Source organism: Aphanothece stagnina RSMan2012 (assembly GCF_046764815.1).
Classification (GTDB): Bacteria; Cyanobacteriota; Cyanobacteriia; order PCC-6307; family Cyanobiaceae; genus NIES-981.
Genome location: NZ_JBKOUC010000013.1, coordinates 22,144 through 40,080 on the forward strand (window position 1 = coordinate 22,144; position 17,937 = coordinate 40,080).

19 protein-coding genes are annotated in these 17,937 nt (G+C 70.3%); 10 read left to right on the top strand and 9 right to left on the bottom strand.

Features of this window, described 5'->3' with window-relative positions; genetic code table 11:
- Nucleotides 1–85 precede the first annotated feature (85 nt).
- On the top strand, nt 86–619 hold the full coding sequence (locus tag ACLNEE_RS09960) for an inorganic diphosphatase (RefSeq protein ID WP_411422683.1): 534 nt from the start codon (nt 86–88) through the stop codon (nt 617–619).
- Between the two features lie 45 nt (nt 620–664).
- Here ACLNEE_RS09960 and ACLNEE_RS09965 read toward each other — a convergent pair whose 3' ends face one another.
- Nucleotides 665–1,327 (bottom strand): class I SAM-dependent methyltransferase, encoded by a 663-nt coding sequence (locus ACLNEE_RS09965; RefSeq protein WP_411422684.1) that lies wholly within the window; start codon nt 1,325–1,327, stop codon nt 665–667.
- 83 nt (nt 1,328–1,410) lie between these two features.
- On the opposite strand from ACLNEE_RS09965, the gene ACLNEE_RS09970 reads away from it, so the two are divergent.
- Nucleotides 1,411–1,770: a 2Fe-2S iron-sulfur cluster-binding protein gene (locus tag ACLNEE_RS09970; protein ID WP_411422685.1), complete on the top strand. Its 360-nt coding sequence runs from the start codon at nt 1,411–1,413 to the stop codon at nt 1,768–1,770.
- A gap of 45 nt (nt 1,771–1,815) precedes the next feature.
- Nucleotides 1,816–2,166 (top strand): arsenate reductase family protein, encoded by a 351-nt coding sequence (locus tag ACLNEE_RS09975; protein WP_411422686.1) that lies wholly within the window; start codon nt 1,816–1,818, stop codon nt 2,164–2,166.
- Here the strand turns inward: ACLNEE_RS09975 and ACLNEE_RS09980 are convergent.
- Complete coding sequence (locus tag ACLNEE_RS09980; RefSeq protein ID WP_412007043.1) at nt 2,126–3,727, bottom strand: hypothetical protein; 1,602 nt, start codon at nt 3,725–3,727, stop codon at nt 2,126–2,128. The genes ACLNEE_RS09975 and ACLNEE_RS09980 overlap by 41 nt on opposite strands.
- Before the next feature lie 73 nt (nt 3,728–3,800).
- Here ACLNEE_RS09980 and lepB point away from each other — a divergent pair, with 73 nt between their 5' ends.
- On the top strand, nt 3,801–4,553 hold the full coding sequence (gene lepB / locus ACLNEE_RS09985; protein ID WP_411422688.1) for a signal peptidase I: 753 nt from the start codon (nt 3,801–3,803) through the stop codon (nt 4,551–4,553).
- On the opposite strand, the gene ACLNEE_RS09990 is transcribed toward lepB, so the two are convergent.
- Entirely contained in the window at nt 4,489–5,826 is a 1,338-nt protein-coding gene (locus ACLNEE_RS09990; RefSeq protein WP_411422689.1) for an amidohydrolase family protein, read from the bottom strand. The two genes, lepB and ACLNEE_RS09990, sit on opposite strands and share 65 nt — an antisense overlap.
- The gene (locus ACLNEE_RS09995; RefSeq protein ID WP_411422690.1) at nt 5,827–7,182 is read right to left on the bottom strand and encodes a histidine phosphatase family protein; all 1,356 of its coding nucleotides are present in this window, start codon (nt 7,180–7,182) and stop codon (nt 5,827–5,829) included. It abuts the gene before it with no gap.
- Between the two features lie 149 nt (nt 7,183–7,331).
- On the opposite strand from ACLNEE_RS09995, the gene ACLNEE_RS10000 reads away from it, so the two are divergent.
- From ACLNEE_RS10000 to ACLNEE_RS10020, 5 genes are all read left to right on the top strand, one after another.
- On the top strand, nt 7,332–8,720 hold the full coding sequence (locus tag ACLNEE_RS10000) for a CPBP family intramembrane glutamic endopeptidase (protein ID WP_411422691.1): 1,389 nt from the start codon (nt 7,332–7,334) through the stop codon (nt 8,718–8,720).
- Between the two features lie 141 nt (nt 8,721–8,861).
- Entirely contained in the window at nt 8,862–9,293 is a 432-nt protein-coding gene (locus tag ACLNEE_RS10005; protein WP_412007044.1) for a hypothetical protein, read from the top strand.
- Nucleotides 9,294–9,379: 86 nt separating this feature from the next.
- Nucleotides 9,380–11,227 (top strand): peptidoglycan D,D-transpeptidase FtsI family protein, encoded by a 1,848-nt coding sequence (locus ACLNEE_RS10010; RefSeq protein ID WP_411424405.1) that lies wholly within the window; start codon nt 9,380–9,382, stop codon nt 11,225–11,227.
- 157 nt (nt 11,228–11,384) lie between these two features.
- Nucleotides 11,385–12,557, top strand: coding sequence for a transaldolase (locus ACLNEE_RS10015; protein ID WP_411424406.1), 1,173 nt, complete (start codon nt 11,385–11,387; stop codon nt 12,555–12,557).
- A 74-nt stretch (nt 12,558–12,631) separates the two neighbouring features.
- Complete coding sequence (locus ACLNEE_RS10020) at nt 12,632–13,009, top strand: Crp/Fnr family transcriptional regulator (RefSeq protein WP_412007045.1); 378 nt, start codon at nt 12,632–12,634, stop codon at nt 13,007–13,009.
- 22 nt (nt 13,010–13,031) lie between these two features.
- Here ACLNEE_RS10020 and ACLNEE_RS10025 read toward each other — a convergent pair whose 3' ends face one another.
- The 3 genes from ACLNEE_RS10025 to pyrH are packed head-to-tail and all read right to left on the bottom strand — an operon-like array spanning nt 13,032 to nt 15,470.
- A complete protein-coding gene (locus ACLNEE_RS10025) occupies nt 13,032–14,186 on the bottom strand; it encodes an NAD(P)/FAD-dependent oxidoreductase (protein WP_411424408.1) in 1,155 nt (384 codons plus the stop codon).
- Between the two features lie 10 nt (nt 14,187–14,196).
- Nucleotides 14,197–14,736 (bottom strand): ribosome recycling factor, encoded by a 540-nt coding sequence (frr, locus tag ACLNEE_RS10030; RefSeq protein ID WP_411424409.1) that lies wholly within the window; start codon nt 14,734–14,736, stop codon nt 14,197–14,199.
- A gap of 23 nt (nt 14,737–14,759) precedes the next feature.
- Nucleotides 14,760–15,470: a UMP kinase gene (gene pyrH, locus ACLNEE_RS10035; RefSeq protein ID WP_411424410.1), complete on the bottom strand. Its 711-nt coding sequence runs from the start codon at nt 15,468–15,470 to the stop codon at nt 14,760–14,762.
- Between the two features lie 203 nt (nt 15,471–15,673).
- On the opposite strand from pyrH, the gene ACLNEE_RS10040 reads away from it, so the two are divergent.
- Entirely contained in the window at nt 15,674–15,877 is a 204-nt protein-coding gene (locus ACLNEE_RS10040) for a hypothetical protein (protein ID WP_411424411.1), read from the top strand.
- A gap of 10 nt (nt 15,878–15,887) precedes the next feature.
- Here the strand turns inward: ACLNEE_RS10040 and cobO are convergent, their stop codons facing one another.
- Together cobO and ACLNEE_RS10050 are read right to left on the bottom strand one after the other, a co-directional pair.
- The gene (cobO, locus tag ACLNEE_RS10045) at nt 15,888–16,625 is read right to left on the bottom strand and encodes a cob(I)yrinic acid a,c-diamide adenosyltransferase (RefSeq protein WP_411424412.1); all 738 of its coding nucleotides are present in this window, start codon (nt 16,623–16,625) and stop codon (nt 15,888–15,890) included.
- A 68-nt stretch (nt 16,626–16,693) separates the two neighbouring features.
- A complete protein-coding gene (locus ACLNEE_RS10050) occupies nt 16,694–17,899 on the bottom strand; it encodes a site-specific integrase (protein ID WP_412007046.1) in 1,206 nt (401 codons plus the stop codon).
- Nucleotides 17,900–17,937 lie beyond the last annotated feature (38 nt).

Sequence of the window (17,937 nt, forward strand, 5' to 3'; positions counted from 1 at the left end):
ACCCTGATCGCCCTGATCACAGCCGTGGTGCCCCTGGCCACGGTGGTGGCGGGCCGCCCACCCACAGAAGGCCCTCCGACCCTCCATGGATCTGCGCCACCTGCCGGCATCCCCAGCGCCCGGGCTGGTGAACCTGGTGGTGGAAATCCCGGCAGGCAGCCGTAACAAGTACGAGTACAACCAGGCCGCCGGGCTGATGGTTCTCGATCGGGTGCTGCATTCCTCCGTGCGCTACCCGTTCGACTACGGCTTCGTCCCCAACACCCTCGCCGACGACGGCGCCCCCCTCGACGCCATGGTGATCATGGAGGAGCCGACCTTCGCCGGCTGTCTGATCCGGGCGCGGCCGATCGGCATCCTCGACATGGTCGACTCCGGTGCCCACGACGGCAAGCTGCTGTGCGTGCCCGAAGCTGGATTTCGCCATCGGGACATCCACTCCATCCGGCAGATCGCTCCGAACACCCTCGAAGAGGTGGCGGAGTTCTTCCGCACCTACAAGAACATGGAGGGACGGGTGACCAGGATTTCCGGATGGCTGGATGCGGACGCCGTGCCCGCCCTGCTGGAGCACTGCATTAGCGCCGCCACGAAGGGTTCAGCGACGGCAGGCACCTGACTCGGCTGCGGTCAGGGGGCACTTGCGGTCAGGGGGCACGGGTGGTCAGCGGGCACGCTGCAGCAGGAATCCCTCGTAGCCCAGAGCCTGGAACACCCGGGCCGGGTCGGAGAATCCAGCGGCGTTGACCAGGGCGGTGAGGCGCGCCTCACCGATCGGATGCAGGCCCTGGGTCAGGGCGAGGAGGTCCTCGTCGCGGGCGAGCAGGCCGCTGGCCCGCTGGAATCCCAGCCAGGCCTCCGCCACCTGGGGCTGCAGCGGTGAGCGCTCGGGGGCCATCAGGTCCACCAGCACCAGCTGGCCGCCGGGCTCCAGGCTGCGGGCCAGGGCGCTCAGGAAGGCGAGCTTGGTGCCGTCATCGGGCAACGACTGGAGCACCAGCACCGAGAGGGCCCCCGCGAAGCAGGCCTCGGCCTCGAGTTCCTCCACCCGGGCCTGGCGCCAGACGATGTCCGCGGGTCCGAGCCGCTGCTGGGCAGCGGCGAGCATCTCGGCAGAGGGGTCGATGGCGGTCACCTGCCAGTCGGGGCGCTGGGCCCGGGCCTCGACCAGGTCCGCTCCGGTGCCGCAACCGGCGACCAGAACGGCCGCCCCCGGCCGGGAGGCAAGCGGTGAGGCGGCCAGGAGGGCCACCGAGAGCCGAGCCAGGCTGGCGTAACCCGGAATCAGCTGCTGCACGGTCAGGTCGTAACCCTGGGGAACGGCCAAGAACTCGGAACAACTGCATCGATGCTAGGCAGGGGGACCCCGGGGGCCTTAAGTTTGCGGGCGCGTTTCACCCTTGATCGGCCGTGCCCACCATCCGTTTTGAACAGGAAGGCCAGCAGGTCGGTTGCATCGAGGGGGCAAACCTCCGCAAGGCGGCTCTGGACGCCGGGATCAACCCCTACAAGGGCCTCAACAACGTCAACAACTGCGGTGGCCTGGGCCAGTGCGGCACTTGCGTGATGGAGGTGGTCGAAGGCATGCAGAACCTCTCCCCCCGCAGCGATGTCGAGGAGGTGTACCTGGCCGATCGTCCCGCGAACTACCGCCTGAGCTGCCGCACCAGCGTCAATGGCGATGTCACCGTGCGCACCCGCCCCGCCGAGGCCGTCGGCAAGGGCTCCAACAGCCTGGTGGGAGCCCTGAAGGCCCTCGTCGGCCGCTGAGCAGGAGGCCTTTGGGCCGGGGCTGCCCGGCCGCTGCGCGGCGCCATGAAGCTCTACAGCTACCCAGCCTGCGGAACCTGCCGCAAGGCCCTCGCCTGGCTGCGGGACAGGGCGATCAGCGTCGATCCCATCGACATCACCCGTCAGCCTCCGACCCTGGAGGAACTGGGCCAGGCCCTTGAACAGCTGGGGCGCAAGCGACTGTTCAACACCAGTGGCCAGAGCTACCGCGCCCTCGGCTCCGCCGCCGTGCAGGCCATGGACGATGGTCAGGCCCTGGCTGCCCTCGCCGCAGACGGCAAGCTGATCAAGCGGCCGTTCCTGATCAGCGACGATGGCAGGATCCTGACCGGCTTCAAACCGGAGGAGTGGCAGGAGGCCCTGCTGGCACCGTGAATCCGCCCCCGGAACCCGGGGAAGGGGAGCCCGGCGAAGGTCGTGAGGGACTGCCGGAGGTCTCCCCAGCCGCTCCCGCGACCATCAGCTCATCGAGCTCACGGATCAGGGCATCGATGCCGGCCCGGCTGATCTGGCTGAGGTAGGAGCCCTTCAGCTGCTCCAGCAGCAAGCAGAGCAGCTCCTGGGAGCGCTCGAGCCCCGGGCCCTGCTCCAGAGCCAGGGCAAGCTCCTCCCAGAAGCGGTCGATGCAGCGCTGCAGCAGCTCCACCTGCAGATCATCCCGCTGGGCCAGGCGATTCCCCGTGGTGCGGGCCAGATCCAGCAGGCTGTCGACCATGCCCGCGGCCAGCTGGCGGCTCAGCCCGGTTTCCACCTGCAGGAGGGGCTGGAGCTGGCGCAGGGGAGGGGGAACGACGGTGCGGTCAAGGCTCTGCCGCAGGGTGTACCCCAGCACCCCCTGCAGTTCGGGTGCCAGGCGAGGGGCCACCTGGCTGAGCAGGAGCGGCCCCCAGATCCGCACCAGTTCGGCCAGTTCCCGCTCATCGCGGCTGCTGGCCACGCTCTGGTGGCTGCGCAGCGCCCGGATCCGCTGGGGCCACTGCCGCGAGCGGATCAACCCCTGAATGCCGTCGAGCAGCTGCAGGGCCAGCACCTCGAACAGCTCCACCGCCAGCAGGGCCACCACGCCGCGGCTCACCACGGCCCGCAGGGGCTCGAGGTTCACCAGGCCGGACGTCTGCAGCCGCTCCACCACGGGCAGCAGGCGCAGCCAGCGCCAGAAGGGCAGCAGCAGGGGCAGGTCGATCCAACGGCGCAGCAGGGCATCCCGCCAGCTCAGCCGCGGCAGACGCCGCTTCATCCGCACCACCCGGAGCAGGATGTCGAGGGCGAAGACGCTCTGGAACAGCAGCAGATCGATCCGCCAGAAGTGGTCGGTGGGTCGACCGTTCTCATCGATGGAGCGCCAGTAGTTCGTCTCCACCAGCGGCAGCACCTGCTCCGTCCAGAAGCGGCGCTCCTCGGACCAGGGATGGTCGGCCAGCCAGGGGTCACTGAGCAGCCGGGCCGTGGAGTCCTTGCCCGAATCCAGACCGGCACGCTTCTCGAGCCGGTTCTTGATCTTCTCGAGGGTGCCGGACTTCCCTGACGCCAGAAAGGGATTCTCATCGATCATCCGCGCCGTGAGTTCCACCTGCGTGTCCAGCAGGGAGCGCTGGGTGGCATCGGGCCGGGCGCCGGCCGGCAGGCTCTGCAGGGCCCGGTCCACCCGCTCGAAGTGGTCGCGGTAGGCCTGGGTCTGGCGATGGGGCTCGATGCCCTTGATCGGATCCACCCAGGGGGTGATGTCCGGCAGGAGGGTGAGCGGCACCACCAGGGGCACCGAGGGGATCGGGTAGAGGTTGCGCTGCAGCCAGAAGGTCCGCAGCGGCACATACGTGATGTCGAAGGCCACCCAGAGGAGGTTGAGCGTGGCCCAGAGCGCCACGAAACGGTCCCAGGCCAGCCCCCAGCGCCCCCCGTCAACGGTGGAAGCGCGCTGCCATCGCGGGCGGGCCATCAGCCGATCGGGGGTTCGGGCGTGCCTAATCTGCCGTGGCCGAGCCGTCATGCCGCAGCGGAGAGTCCTGGAGTTGAGCGAGCAGAACAGGGAGGTGGACACCGCCGGACCAGCCCCCTCCTCCGGCAGCCGGCCCCCCACCGGCCACAGCGACAGCCCCTGGCTGTTCTGGCGCAGTGTGCTGATGACCCTGGCGGTGGCCCTGGGGATCCGCCAGTTCCTCGTGGAGGCCCGCTACATCCCCTCAGGGTCGATGCTGCCGGGTCTCCAGATCCAGGACCGGCTGCTGGTGGAGAAGCTCACCTACCGCACCCGCGCCCCCCAGCGTGGCGAGATCGTGGTGTTCCACTCGCCCCACCACTTCGACCCGGTGCTGGCGAGCGGCACGGACCGCAACCCCCTGCGCTGCCTGATGGTCAACATCCCCTTCCTGGGATCCCTGCCGGGCCTGGCCAACCCCGCCTGCGACGCCTACATCAAGCGGGTCGTGGCCCTGCCGGGTGACCAGGTCACGGTCAACCCGATGGGCCAGGTCTTCATCGACGGCGTGAAGCTCACCGAGCCCTACGTGCGGAACTACTGCCCGGTCGACAGCCAGGGCATGGGTCCCTGCCGCACGATCAACGCGGTCGTGCCGGCCGGTCATGTGCTGACCCTGGGGGACAACCGGGCCAACAGCTGGGACGGACGCTTCTGGCCGGGGGGTGCGTTCCTGCCCACCCGGGAGATCATCGGCCGGGCCTTCTTCCGCTTCTATCCCCTCAAGCAGGCGGGGAGTCTGCTGCCGGCGGCAGAGGCTCCAGGCGCCACTGATCGGCAACCCTGAGGCCCGTGGCGCGCACCATGCCCCGCGGAGGCCGATCCAGCAGCGGCTGATTGGCCGCCAGGGAGGGACCGCCACCGGTCCCAGCGTTGCCCGCTCCCGGGCCCTGCTCGGCCCAGGGATCGAAGAGCAGCCAGCGGCGGCTGCCCACGGAGAGCTGCTCGGGCTCCTGCCGCAGCAGACGTGAAGGCCCCCAGCTGAGCACCTGCCAGAGCTGGCCTGGGGTCCAGCCTCGGAGGGCGACCAGCTCCTGCCAGAGGCTGGGCAGGACCAGGCCATGGCGGCCGCCGTGGCCCGCGACGCCGGGGCGGCGCTGATCCAGCGGCAGCAGCCGTTCCTCCGCGTCCAGGGGCTGGTGGTGGACCGCCACCCCCTGGAGCAGCCCGGCGGCAAGGGCATCGATCAGGGCCTGACGATCCCGGGGGGTGCCCAGGGAGGGTTCCAGCCGCCATCCCTCGGCCGTGGGCGCCAGGGAGGCGCTGTCCGCCACCAGGTGCCACCAGCACACCGTGGCGGCCGGGGGGCGCGGCGAACCGGCCAGGGCCTCGACGGCGGCGGCCGTGGAGAGATTCATCAAAACCAGGGAACGGGTTGCAGGGCCCTGGGCAAGGCTGAGCAGAGCCTGGAGCGGCAGAAGCTCGCTGTGGACCGGATCGGGGGGCCAGCCGGCCCTGAGGCTCTCCACGCCCTCGCGCACGAAGCCTCCACTGGTGAGGGCGGCGAGACGGGGCGCCACCAGGACCGGGGCGTCGCCCGCCTCGGCCAGGAGCAGACCCCGCTCCAGCAGCGGCCAGGGCGGGCACTCCGCCGCCGCGGCGAGACCCACCGCGCCGGCCTCGATCTGTTCGGCGTGGCAAGCCAGATCGGCGTCGGCGCCATCCCGACTGAAGCTGCCCCACAGCCGCAGCTCCAGGGGCGGGTCCCAGCGCAGCCCCAGCCGCTCGGGCCGGTCCCGCCATGGCCGGGCCCAGGGCAGCAGGGCAACGGTGCCGTAGCCCCCGGCGGCGGCGGCCGCCGCCAGGCTCGACAGGGTCTCGGCTGGCCCAGCCCATGGCTCCTCCAGCACACTGTGGGGATCGACCAGCACCGGCGCCAGCAGCCAGGGGCCCGCCTCGGTGGGTGCCAGGTCAAGCTGGCGCGCCCGGGCCACCGCCTCGGCCCCCAGCGCCTCCAACACCCCGTCCGCACCGATGAGGGCATCGCCAGCGCGGACCGGTTCCTGATCCGGACCCACCAGGATCTGGACCCGGTGCAGCCAGAGGGGCCCCGCCGCCACCTAGAGGGCTCCCGCAGCGGTGCGGTCGAGCACACCGCCGAGATGGGCCGTCAGGTTCATCGCCGCCACCACCGGGGTTCCGGCAGGTCCATTGGGGTAGTCCACCACGGTGACCCCGCCGTTGCCCTGCTTGATCATCCAGATGTCGGCAGGGGTGAGGCCGAGCAGCGCGCACAGAATGGTCTTGTTGACGGCATCGTGGGCGACCACCAGCGCGGTCTCGTCGGCGGAGAGGCTCGCGGCGATCCGCTGCCAGGTGCTGAGGGAACGCTGCCAGACGTCGTGAATCGTCTCGCCCTGGGGCATCTGCACCGTTTCCGGAGCCCGCTTCCAGTCGGCCAGCAGCTGGGACCAGCCCTCGGCGATCTCCCCTTCCAGCCGCCCCTCCCAGAGGCCATGGCCGATCTCGACCAGGCCGGTGGTGCTGGTCAGGGGCACCCCCGGATGGGAGGCGAGGATCGCCTCGGCCGTCTGGCGGGGACGGGCCATGGCGCTGGTGTAGGCCCGCTGGATCGCCACCGAAGCCAGAAACGCACCCGCCGCTTCGGCCTGGGCATGGCCATTGGCATTGAGGGGAATGTCGATCTGCCCCTGAAACCGTCCCTGGCGGTTCCAGTCGGTTTCGCCATGCCGCACCAGCAGCAGGCGGGGACAGGCCCCCTTGGGCGGAAGCGGATCGCCGAGGTGGGCTGAACTGTTCAGCGATTCGAGCTGAACGTCCGGCCGCTGCCGCTCGCCGGCCCTGAGATTGAGCACCGAGATGGAGCCGTTGTCGATCCGCAGCCGGCGAAACCCGGAGGCCTCCAGGCCGAGCAGGCTGAGCACCAGGCAGCGCAGGATGGCGTTGTGGGCCACCACCAGAACGCTGGCGGGATCACCGCCGGGGCCGTCCTCCCCGAGGGCTGCGCCATGCCGTTCGATCAGCCGCCGGCAGAAGCGATCCGCCTGCACCATCAGCTCGGGCAGGGGGCGGTAGCTGCTGCCGTCGGCGCGCTCGAGCACCAGCTCCTGGGGGGCTTCCCGCCACCGCTGCTCCTGCTCGGGGAAGCGCTCCCGCAGTTCACGCCGCAACAGGCCGCTCCAGGGGGCCAGATCGATCTCCATCAGATCGTCGTCCAGGCTGGCCTCGAGCCCCTGGCCGTGGGTCTGGAGCATCAGCCGGGCCGTGTCGGCGGCCCGGCGCAGCGGTGAGCTGTAGACCCCGCTGAAGGGCACGTCGGCCAGGGCCTCCCCCGCCGCCAGGGCCTGGCGCTCCCCCTCGGCCGTGAGCTCCGAGAGGTCATCACGCCCCTGGATGCGGTGCTCGACATTGAAGCTGCTCAGCCCGTGACGGACCAACACAATCCGAAGGGCCACGGACCTCTGGCTGCTCGGCCACATCGTATGGGAGCACGTCGAAGCGACCTGGGGGCAGCCATGGCCGCTGGCACGGCTCTGCGCCTGAGCCCCTGCCGCCGCCCTGCAGGGGGAGAATCGGGCGGATCACCTCACCGCGGGAGACGCGCTTGTCACCACGAGGCCCCGGAAGCCCCGGCTGGAAGACCCTCCTGGCCATGCTCAGCCTGGTGCTCAGTGGCCTGCTCTGGGTGAACGGCCTGCTGCAGAGCTTCGAGGAGCCCACCGTCGGCAATGTGCTGAACCAGCGCCAGCTGGAACTGGCCGCGCTGGCCGAACCGGCCCTCCCGCCGGCGCTCCAGGAGCCGCTGATCGGCGGGGATCCCCTGGACGATCTGCGCGAGGATCTGCGCAGCCGGCTGGAGGACTCGGCGGGGCCCGGGGAGCCGGAGACCCTGCTCCAGCTGGGACTGCTGGAGGCCCGCAGCGAGGGGGCGGCCGAGGCCCGCAGGCTGCGGGAGCGGCTGCTCGGGCAGATTCCACCGGACCAGCGGCCGCTGGTGGTCGCCCTCGAGGAGGGTGCGCCGCTGCCGGCGGCGGAGCGCGAGCTGCTCAGCAGCCCCTGGAGCCTCAGCCCCCTCAGCGAGCGGCTGGTCTGCGAGGCGCTGAGCACCACTCCGGAGCGCTGCACCGATCGGCAGCAGGCGGAACAGGCGCTCTGGCGCCTCGTGGGGGTGAGCTGGGCCCCGGGACTGCTGCTGCTCGCCGGCGCCGGGCTGCTGCTGCGGGAGGGTGTGCTGCGGTTGCGCGGCAGGGCCCCGGCGGCCCAGCCCCTGGTGGGTCCGAGCCTCGATCCGGTGGATGTCACGCTGCTGATCGCCGGTGGCTTCGTGGTGATCGGCGAGCTGGGGGTGCCCCTGGTGCTCGCTCCCGCCGTTCAGCCGCTGCTGCGGGCGCTCGACGGCGATCCCGCCCTGCAGCAGGGGGTGCTGATCCTGGTGCTCTACCTGGGGCTGATGGCCGCCCCCCTGGCCATCCTCTGGGCCCAGTTGCGCCCCCTGGAGCCCTGCCGTCCCGAAGGAGGATGGCTGCAGTGGCGCTGGCGCCCGCTGCCCAGCACCGTGCTGCGGGGACTGGCACAGGTGCTGATGGTGCTGCCGCTGGTGGCGCTGGTCGGCTGGCTGACGGAGCACCTGCTGGGGGATCAGGGTGGCAGCAATCCCCTGCTCGAGCTGGTGCTCACCACCAACCAGCCCCTGGCCCTGGCCTGTTTCGCCATCACCGCCGTGGTGCTGGCACCGCTGTTCGAGGAGACCCTGTTCCGGGGCGTGCTGCTGCCGGTGCTCGGGCGGAGCTGGGGCGGCGGAGTGGCGGTGGTGGTGAGCGCCGTGATCTTCGGGGTGGCCCACCTGAGCATCGGGGAACTGGCGCCCCTGGTGGTGCTCGGTCTCGGACTGGGCTGGCTGCGGCTGCAGGGAGGCCGGCTGGGCAGCTGCGTGCTGATGCATGCCCTCTGGAATGGCCTCACCTTCACCAACCTGTTGCTGCTGGCTGGCTGAGTGGCCCACAAAGCCTTGCTGTCCAGCGGGCGGGGTGGTTCACTTGCGCAGTGTTCGGCTCCGACCGTGGTCGCCTCGTTCTCGCCTCGGCAGGCTTCCACCCAGCAGGTCCTCCAGCAGGTCCTCCACAGTGAAGGCAGGGTGCTGCTGTCCCAGGAGGGTCGCGGCGCCCTTGAGAGCAAGCCGCTGCAGCTGATCAACGGCTCCCTCTCCGCTCGCGCGGTGGAGCGTCGCGCTCCCTGGCTCGCCGGGCTGCACCGCGCCGCCGACGGCACCCTGGCCGGTCTCGGGGTCTGCATGCTGGCGCTCAGTGCCCTCACCCTCCACTGGCAGAACCACTGGGGCAGGAGCTTCCATGCCCTCGAAGCCTCCCAGGTGCTGGAACACCGGATGCAGGAGTCAGCCGCGCTGCTGGAGCAGCACCATCTCCAGGCGGTCCGCAAGCCGGGTTGGGTGGTGCCGACCAGCAGCGAAAAGCTGATCCATCTGCGGGCACCGCAGCCCAGGCCCGCCCAGCAGGCCGGTGCCCTGCTCGAGAGCCTCAGGATCAGGCAGATTCCAGCGGGCTACTGAAGTCGGGCCTCCCGAGCCCCTCCAGGCTCCACACCCCGCCACAGGCACGACCTCCCGCTCCCCCCTCCCTGCCCGGTCGCCCTTCGATGGCCCAAGCCCCTCCCCACCGTCCCCACCCGCCCGGCTCCTCCCGTCCCGTCCGCTCCACCCGCAGGGAGCGGGTGGTCACCTTCCAACCCCTGCCGACCCACCGGCTGCTGCTCGTCTACGGGTTGCTGTCTGCCGGACTGCTGGGGCTGGCCCTGCGGCTGGGCTGGCTGCAGGTGGTCGACAGCCGCAATCTGCAGAGTCGGGCACGGGCGATCCAGACCCAGGCCGTCGCGCCGATCGGCAAACGCCGCACCATCGTCGATCGCAACGGCCGCCTGGTGGCCCTGGACGAGGAGCGGTTCACCCTCTGGGCCCACCCCCGCTACTTCAACTTCCCCGGCGATGACCCCCAGAAGCTGCGCACGAACGCCGAGGTCGCCGACCGGCTGGCCACGGTGCTGGCCCAGCCGCGGGAAACCCTGCTGCAAACGATGGCGGGCCGCCGCAGTGGCGTGAAGCTGCGCACCGACATCGACCCCGAGACCGCCGACCGCATCCGCCGTCTCAACATCAGCGGACTCGACCTGGAGGCCTATCCCCAGCGGGTCTATCCCCAGGGCAGCCTGTTCGCCAACGTGGTGGGCTTCCTGAACCTGGAGCGCGTGCCCCAGGCCGGTCTCGAGCAGAGCCGCGACAGTGATCTGAAGCGCCACGAAACCACCCTCAGCATGCGCCGTGGTGCAGACGGCACCCCGCTGCCCGAGGGAATCGCCGCGGGGTCCCTCTACGGCGACGATCTGCGGCTGCAGCTCACCCTGGATGCCCGCCTGCAGCAGGTGGCCCAGCAGGCGCTGTTCAAACAGGTGAAGAAGTGGAACGCCAAACGGGGCGCAGCCCTGGTGATGGACGTGCGCAACGGGGAGATGCTCGCCCTGGCCTCGGTGCCCACCTACGACCCGAACCGGTTCTGGAACTTCAAGCCAGGCCTCTTCCGCGAATGGTCGGTGCAGGATCTCTACGAACCCGGCTCGACGTTCAAGCCGATCAACCTGGCCCTGGCCCTGCAGGAGAAGGCCATCCAGCCCGACGGCAAGGTGAACGATCCCGGCTCGCTGACCATCGGCGGCTGGCCGATCTTCAACCACGACCGCCAGGGCAACGGCCTGATCGACTTCCCCACGGTGCTCCAGGCCTCCAGCAACGTCGCCATGGTGAAGGCCATGTCCCAGGTGAAGCGGGAGCGGTTCTGGCAGTGGCTGAGCACCATCGGCATCGATGAACGGCCGGACACCGACCTGCCGGGAGCGGTCGCCGGTGAACTCAAGGACCGCAAGACGTTCATCAGCCATCCGATCGAACCCGCCGTGGCGGCCTTCGGCCAGGGCTTTTCGCTGACACCCCTGAAGCTGCTCCAGCTTCACGCGATGCTGGCCAACGGCGGGCGGCTGGTGAGCCCCCACATCACCCGGGGACTGCGCTCGGGAGATGCCCTCGCACCGACGCCCGCGGCGGGTGGCCTGCAGGTGCTCGATCCGAAGGTGACCCGGATCGTGATGGGCTGGATGGAGAGCGTCGTGGCCAACAGCGCCAGTCTGGGGATCCGCATCCCCGGCTACCGGATCGGCGGCAAGACCGGGACGGCCCAGAAAGCGGAGCGGGGGGTCTACATCCCGGGGGCCCTGATCACCAGCTTCGTGGGACATCTGCCGATCGACGATCCGCGCTATGTCGTCCTGGTGGTGGTCGACGAACCCAAGGGAGGCAACACCTATGGCTCCACGGTCGCGGCTCCTGTGGCACGCCAGATCATCGATGCCCTGGTGGTGCTGGAAGAACTGCCTCCCTCCGACCCGAAGGCGGCCATGACCAGCCAGGCCAAGGCGGCTCCTCCGGCGACCGACTGAGAGGGGCGACAGAAGCCTCGCCGGAAGCCGCAGCTGGTTCTCCAGCCCCGCCTGCAGCGGCTCCGCTCTGTTGCCATTCACGCAAGGAGCGTCAGGGGCCGCGGGGCAGATCCCGCAGGCTGGCTAGCCTGCGTCCATCACGGGACCATCGCCAGCAATGGCCAATCTTCTCGACCAACTGGCCGCCATGACCGTGGTCGTGGCCGACACCGGCGACATCGATGCCATCCGGCAGTTCACGCCGCAGGATGCCACCACCAACCCCTCGTTGATCCTGGCGGCGGCCCAGATCCCCACCTACCAGGAGCTGATCGATCGCTCCCTGCGGGAATCGCGGCAGGTGATGGGGGAGGAGGCCGGCGCCGATGCGGTGGTGCGGGAGGCCCTCGACGAAATCTGCGTCACCTTCGGCAAGGAGATCCTCAAGATCGTGCCCGGCCGGGTCTCCACGGAGGTGGACGCCAGGCTCAGCTATGACACCGAGGCCACGATCGCCAAGGCCCGGCGCCTGATCGAGCTCTACAGCCAGGCCGGCATCGGCAGGGATCGGGTGCTGATCAAGGTGGCCTCCACCTGGGAGGGCATCCGGGCCGCCGAGGCCCTGGAGAAGGAAGGCATCCACTGCAACCTCACCCTGCTCTTCTCCTTCGTCCAGGCCGTGGCCTGCGCCGAGGCCGGCGTGACGCTGATCTCGCCGTTCGTGGGGCGCATCCTCGACTGGTACAAGAAGAGCACCGGGCGCGACAGCTATCCCGGGCCGGAGGATCCGGGCGTGGTCTCCGTCACCGAGATCTTCAACTACTACAAGACCTACGGCTACAAAACCGAGGTGATGGGGGCCAGCTTCCGCAACGCCGAGGAGATCATCGAACTGGCGGGATGTGATCTGCTGACGATCTCCCCAGCCTTGCTCGAGCAGCTGCGCAGCAGCGAAGGGACACTGGAGCGCCGCCTCAATCCCTTCGACCCCGCCCCCACCCGGGAGCAGCTCCATCTGGACGAGCCGCACTTCCGCGCCATGCTGGCCGAGGATGCGATGGCCACCGAGAAGCTGGATGAGGGCATCCGCGGCTTCTGCAAGGCCATCGAGACCCTGGAGGCCCAGCTGGCCCATCGCCTGGCCGAACTGGAGGGCGGGGCCGCCTTCGGCCATGCCGTGCACGAGATCTTTCTGCTCAACGACCTCGATGGCGATGGCTGCATCACCCGCGAGGAGTGGCTCGGCAGTGATGCGGTGTTCGATGCGCTCGACACCGACAAGGATGGACGGCTGGCCCCCGAGGATGTGCGGGGTGGCCTCGGGGCAGCCCTGGCCCTCGCCAGCCGCTGAAGCCCCCACGGCCCCCTTCGGGGCCTCTCCTCCCCTGCTGCAGACTGGTCGCTCCGACTCCCCTCTGCGCCTCCGTGAACGCCCTTGACACCATGCGTGCCCTGGCCAGCACCGGCGAGGTGATCACGGTCGAGGCGGGCGAGCTGATCTTCCGCTCGGGCGAACCCGGTGCCTGCATGTTCGGCCTGCTCGAGGGCCAGGTGGAACTCAGCTGGAACGGTGACCAGGGCCATGAGCAGATCAATGCCGGCGACGTGTTCGGAGCCGGGGCTCTCGTCACCAGCGAGCACCGGCGCTACGGCGATGCCCGTGCCCTCAGCCGCTGCCGCCTGCTGGTGATGAACCGGGAGAAGTTCCTGTTCGCCGTCCAGGAATCGCCGATGTTCGCCATCGAATTGCTGGGGTCGATCGACCAACGGCTGCGCCACCTCAAGGACTGCACCCGGATCTGAGCGCCTGAGGCGGCGGGGAGCGTCAGCCCCGCTGGAACAGCAGCCGGCGGATCACCCGCTGGGCGATGTCGCCATAGCCCATCTCGCCGGAGAGGATCTGGGCGATCCGGCGCGGGGCCGTCGGCCGCTTGACGCCCAGCTGGTACCCCACCTTCGGCAGCCGGTAGAAGACCTGGGCCATCCGCCGTCCCCAGGCCATGGACTCACCCCATTCCTGGCGCATCGTGGCCGTGTAGCCCTCCAGGGCCAGGGCCTCGCCGGAGAGCCAGTGGTCCACGGCGGTGGCGGCGCGGCAGCCACTCAGCAGGGCCGGTCTGAGCCCCTCCGCCAGGAAGGGATCGCACAGGGAGGCCGCATCGCCGGCGAGCACCAGACCGTCGCCATGCAGGGGGTGGTGGCCATCCCAGATCCGCAGCCGACCGGTGGTGCGCAACCCCGCCTCGGCGGGGAAACCCAGGCTGGGCAGCAGCCTCGCCAGCACGGCCTCGGCCGCCAGGTCCTCCCGGCCGATGAAGGTGCCCAGACCGATGCTGTAGCCGCCATGGCGGGGGAAGGCCCAGCAGAACCCATGGCGCACCAGGCCGAAATCAAACCGGGCGGCGGCGGGATCCTCCACCGGGCCATCCACTTCCACCGACACGGTGGAGGCGTAGCGCGGCTGCCGCGGCCCCAGCCCCAGGGGGCCCGCCAGCCGCGACTCCGAGCCGTCGGCCACCACCACGGCGACGGATTCCAGGTTGGCCGTCGCCCCGTCAGGGGCGCGGATCGCCACGACCCAGCTGCGCTCCCGGCGGGCGATCCGCTCAACCCAGGTGCGGGGATGGAAGCGGGCGCCAGCAGCCACGGCCTGCTCGCTCAGAAAGCTGTCGAGAAGGGAACGCCGCACGATCCAGAAAGGGGCATCGCCCGGAAGCTCCGCCTGCACCGGATCCTCCAGCGCCCAGGTGAAGCACACGCGCCGGATCACCGTGTCGACGGCCGGTCGCAGATCGAACGGGAACAGCTGCTGCACCGAGGCGGCCATCCCCCCGCCGCAGGGCTTGGCGCGCGGGAACGTCGCGCCATCGAGCAGAAGAACGTCGCGGCCCCGGCTGGCGAGATGGAACGCCGCGGCGGCCCCGGCCGCGCCCGCTCCCACCACGATCACCTCGGCGCGGCTGCCGCCCGGGCCGGTCACACCCCTGCCCTCACACCTTGAGGATCTCGGCTTCCTTCTCAGCCAGATGCTTCTCCAGTTCGGCGATGAAGCGGTCGGTGAGTTTCTGGACCTTCTCCTGCTCGTCGCGGCTCTGGTCTTCCGAGAGCTCGCCGTCCTTCTCCTGCTTCTTGATCCGGTCGATGCCGTCGCGGCGGTTGTTGCGCAGCGCCACCTTGCCCTCCTCGGCGTACTTGGCGGCGATCTTGCAGAGCTCCTTGCGCCGGTCCTCGGTGAGCGGGGGGATGTTGATCCGGATCAGCCGGCCGTCGTTGTTGCAGGTGAGGCCGAGATCACTCATGGCGATGGCCTTCTCGATCAGCGCCACCGCCCCGGTGTCGAAGGGCTGGATCTGGATGGTCTGGGAATCGGGGGTGGACAGGCTGGCGAGGGATTTCAGCGGCGTCTCGGCGCCGTAGTACTCGACGCTGATCTTGTCCAGCAGGGAGGGGTTGGCCCGCCCGGTGCGGATGGTGTTGAAGTTGCGCAGGGCGGCTTCCACCGACTTGCGCATGATGGCATCGAGATCCATGGCGGGTGCTCCGGAACGGGGGCTCAGGCGGGGTGGATGCGGGTGCCGATCGGCTCACCCGCGACGGCCCGGCCGATGTTGCCGGGACCGAACAGATCAAACACCACGATCGGAATCGCATTGTCCTTGCAGAGGGCGATCGCGGCGCCGTCCATCACCTCCAGTTCGCTGCTGAGCACCTCGAGGAACGAGAGGCTCTCGTAGCGCCGGGCATCGGGATGCTTGGCGGGATCCTTGTCGTAGACGCCATCGACCTTGGTGGCCTTGAAGACCACATCGGCACCGATCTCGGCGGCCCGCAGCGCCGCGGTGGTGTCGGTGGTGAAGAAGGGGTTGCCGGTGCCGGCCGCGAAGATCACCACCCGTCCCTTCTCCATGTGGCGGATGGCCTTGCGGCGGATGTAGGGCTCGGCCACCTCCTGCATGGAGATGGCGCTCTGCACCCGGGTGGGCACCCCCGCCCGCTCGAGTCCATCCTGGAGCGTGATCGCATTCATCACCGTTGCGAGCATGCCGACGTAGTCGGCCGTGGCCCGGTCCATCCCGGCGGCGCTGCCCTTCAGGCCCCGGAAGATGTTGCCGCCCCCGACGACGATCGCCAGCTGGGTGCCGTCGGCGACGCAGGCCGCCACATCCGAGGCGATCGCCTGGACGATGGCCGGATCGATGCCGTAGCCCTGCTCACCCATCAGCGCCTCGCCGCTGAGCTTGAGGAGCACGCGCTGATAACCCATTGCCGCCACGGATTTGCCGCACCGTAGCAATGGCTCAGGAATGGGTCGGCATTGGCTCAGCAATGGCTGCTTGCTGCCATCTCAGCGTGGGGCCCTTCGGTGTGGGTGTGGGCCATTCAGCGGGGGGCCCATGTCGCCGTGGGCGCACCAGCGCCTTGCCGTGCCGCGGCCCGGGCGCTTGATTAGCCCAAAGCGGAGCGTCCATGGCCCCCGAACCCCTGCCACCCAGCGTGCGGTCGTGCCGGGTGATGGCCAGCCTCACGCTCTCCGCCCTGGAGCGGGCCAGCGGCGAGCAGGGAATCTGGAGAGAGCCCGCCGTGCATCGGGCCCTGCTCGTCAGTGGGCTGTCCGTGCTGATCAGTGGCCTCGGCCTGCTTCAGGAGGACCTGGGGCCCGGGAAGGGCTGAGCCCGCCTGCTCAGTATTCGATTCCGGGCTGGGCCTTCACGCCCTGCTCGCGGAAGGGATGGCGCAGCAGCTTCATCTCGGTCACCAGATCCGCCCGTTCCAGAAGGGACGCGGGTGCGCCCCGGCCCGTCAGGGCCACATGGGTCAGGGGCGGACGCAGGGCCAGACCCTCCAGCACCTGCTCCACCGCCAGGTAGCCGAGCTTCAGCGCCACGTTCACCTCATCCAGCACCACGAGGCGGCGACCAGGATCCGCCAGGTACTGCCGTGAGCGTTCCCAGGCCTGCTGCACCAGCTGGCGGTCCCGATCCCGGTCCTGGGTCTCCCAGGTGAAGCCCTCCCCGAGGGCATGCCAGTGGAGTGCCTCGCCGAACAGCTCCAGGGCCCGGGCCTCACCGGGTTGCCAGCCCCCCTTGATGAACTGCACCACGGCCACCCGTTCCCCGTGGCCGAGGGTGCGCAGCACCAGGCCCAGGGCCGCCGTGGTCTTGCCCTTGCCCTCGCCGGTGAAGACGAGCACCAGACCCTTCTCGAGGTTCCGTTCGGCCACCCGCTGGCGCTGCACCTCCTGGCGTCGGGCCATGCGCCGCCGGTAGGCCTCCTGATCGCGTTCCGGAGCCAGATCACCTCCCGGGCCGAGCTCCTGGGCGATCTGATCCAGGGGCGAGTCCGAGCCGGCCTCGCTCATGGCCTGAGTCGAGGCCTCAGTGATGGCCTCAGTCATGGCCTCGGTCGTGGGTGTGGTCATCACAGGAAGCTCACGGCAGGTCGGTCCTGACAGGGCGGATCCCCCACTCTGGCCAACCGTCCGCCCCCTCAGGCGGCCTGGGCGCTGCGGCCGTGGCGGGAGAGGGCCGCATCGACGGCCTGCTGCTGATCGCGGCGGGTGATCCAGTGGTGGTAGGTGCGGGTGTGAATCGCCACGGAGTGGCCCATCATCCGCGCCGCCACGGTGTCGGGCAGTCCGATGTGGATGGTGCGCACAGCCCAGGCATGGCGGAGGTCGTAGGGGGTGATCGGCAGCCCGTAGCGGCGGAACTGCTCGGCCACGCGGCGGCCGACCTGCTGGAGGGTGGTGCGGCGCAGATCCGTGCACACCGGCGGCAGGGCAGCCAGGACGGCCCCATGACCGCCCATCCCCAGCCGTTCAAGCCCGAAACGGTCGACCCAGTCCGGCTGGAAGGGCCACACCTGGTGCTCACCGGTCTTGCTGGTGGGCAGCACCCGGATCACGCGATCCCCCCCGGGAGCCAGGGCCGTGAGATCCGTGAAGAAGATTTCATGGTTGCGCAGGCCGTAGGTGGCCATCAGGCCATAGGCCAGCCGCCAGGCGGGATTGGGCACCTGCTCCACCAGCCGCAGGATCAGCTCGTCGCTGGGGAGCTGGCGGAAGCGGGCGGTGTGCAGGCCGTAGCCGCCGGCATGGTCCCCCCAGTCCGCGGGGAGCTCCAGCTGCAGGTGGCGGGCCAGGGCCGCCAGGGCGGTGCCGCACTGCAGCCGGCTGCGGCTGCCGGGCTCGTAGCTCTCCAGGGTGCGCCGCAGCAGCTCCTGGCCGACCGGCACCCCCAGGGCCGCCCCCTGCTGTTCCAGGCGCCGCAGATAGGGGCGGTAGGCGGCGGTCCAGGTGCTGCGCGCCCCGGCGGGGTTGCGGCGACGACGGGGATCGGCGAAGAAGGCGTCCTCGAAGCTCTGCAGCGGGGCGGCCCTGCGCTCACCGCTGCCGGGACCGGGAGCGGGCCGATCCGGCAGCGGCGCCGCAGACGATGGACTGCTCCAGTGGCGCCAGTCGAAGCCATCGAGCTCGAGCTGGCGCTGAACCTCCCGCAACCGCCCGAGCGCCTCCCACACCCCGGCCTCGTTGGCCGGCAGGGCCAGGCTGATGCGCTGCACCGGGCGCCGCGCCGTTCCCTGCCGGCAGGGCAGGGGGCCGCGCAGCCCGAGCCGGCCACCGCGACGCTCCAGTCGCAGACGGATGCCTGCGATGGCCAGCCGGGCATTGTGGTCGGCGATCAGCCGGTCCACGCGTCCGCCGGACGGGACAGAGGCCGCGTCCGCAGCAG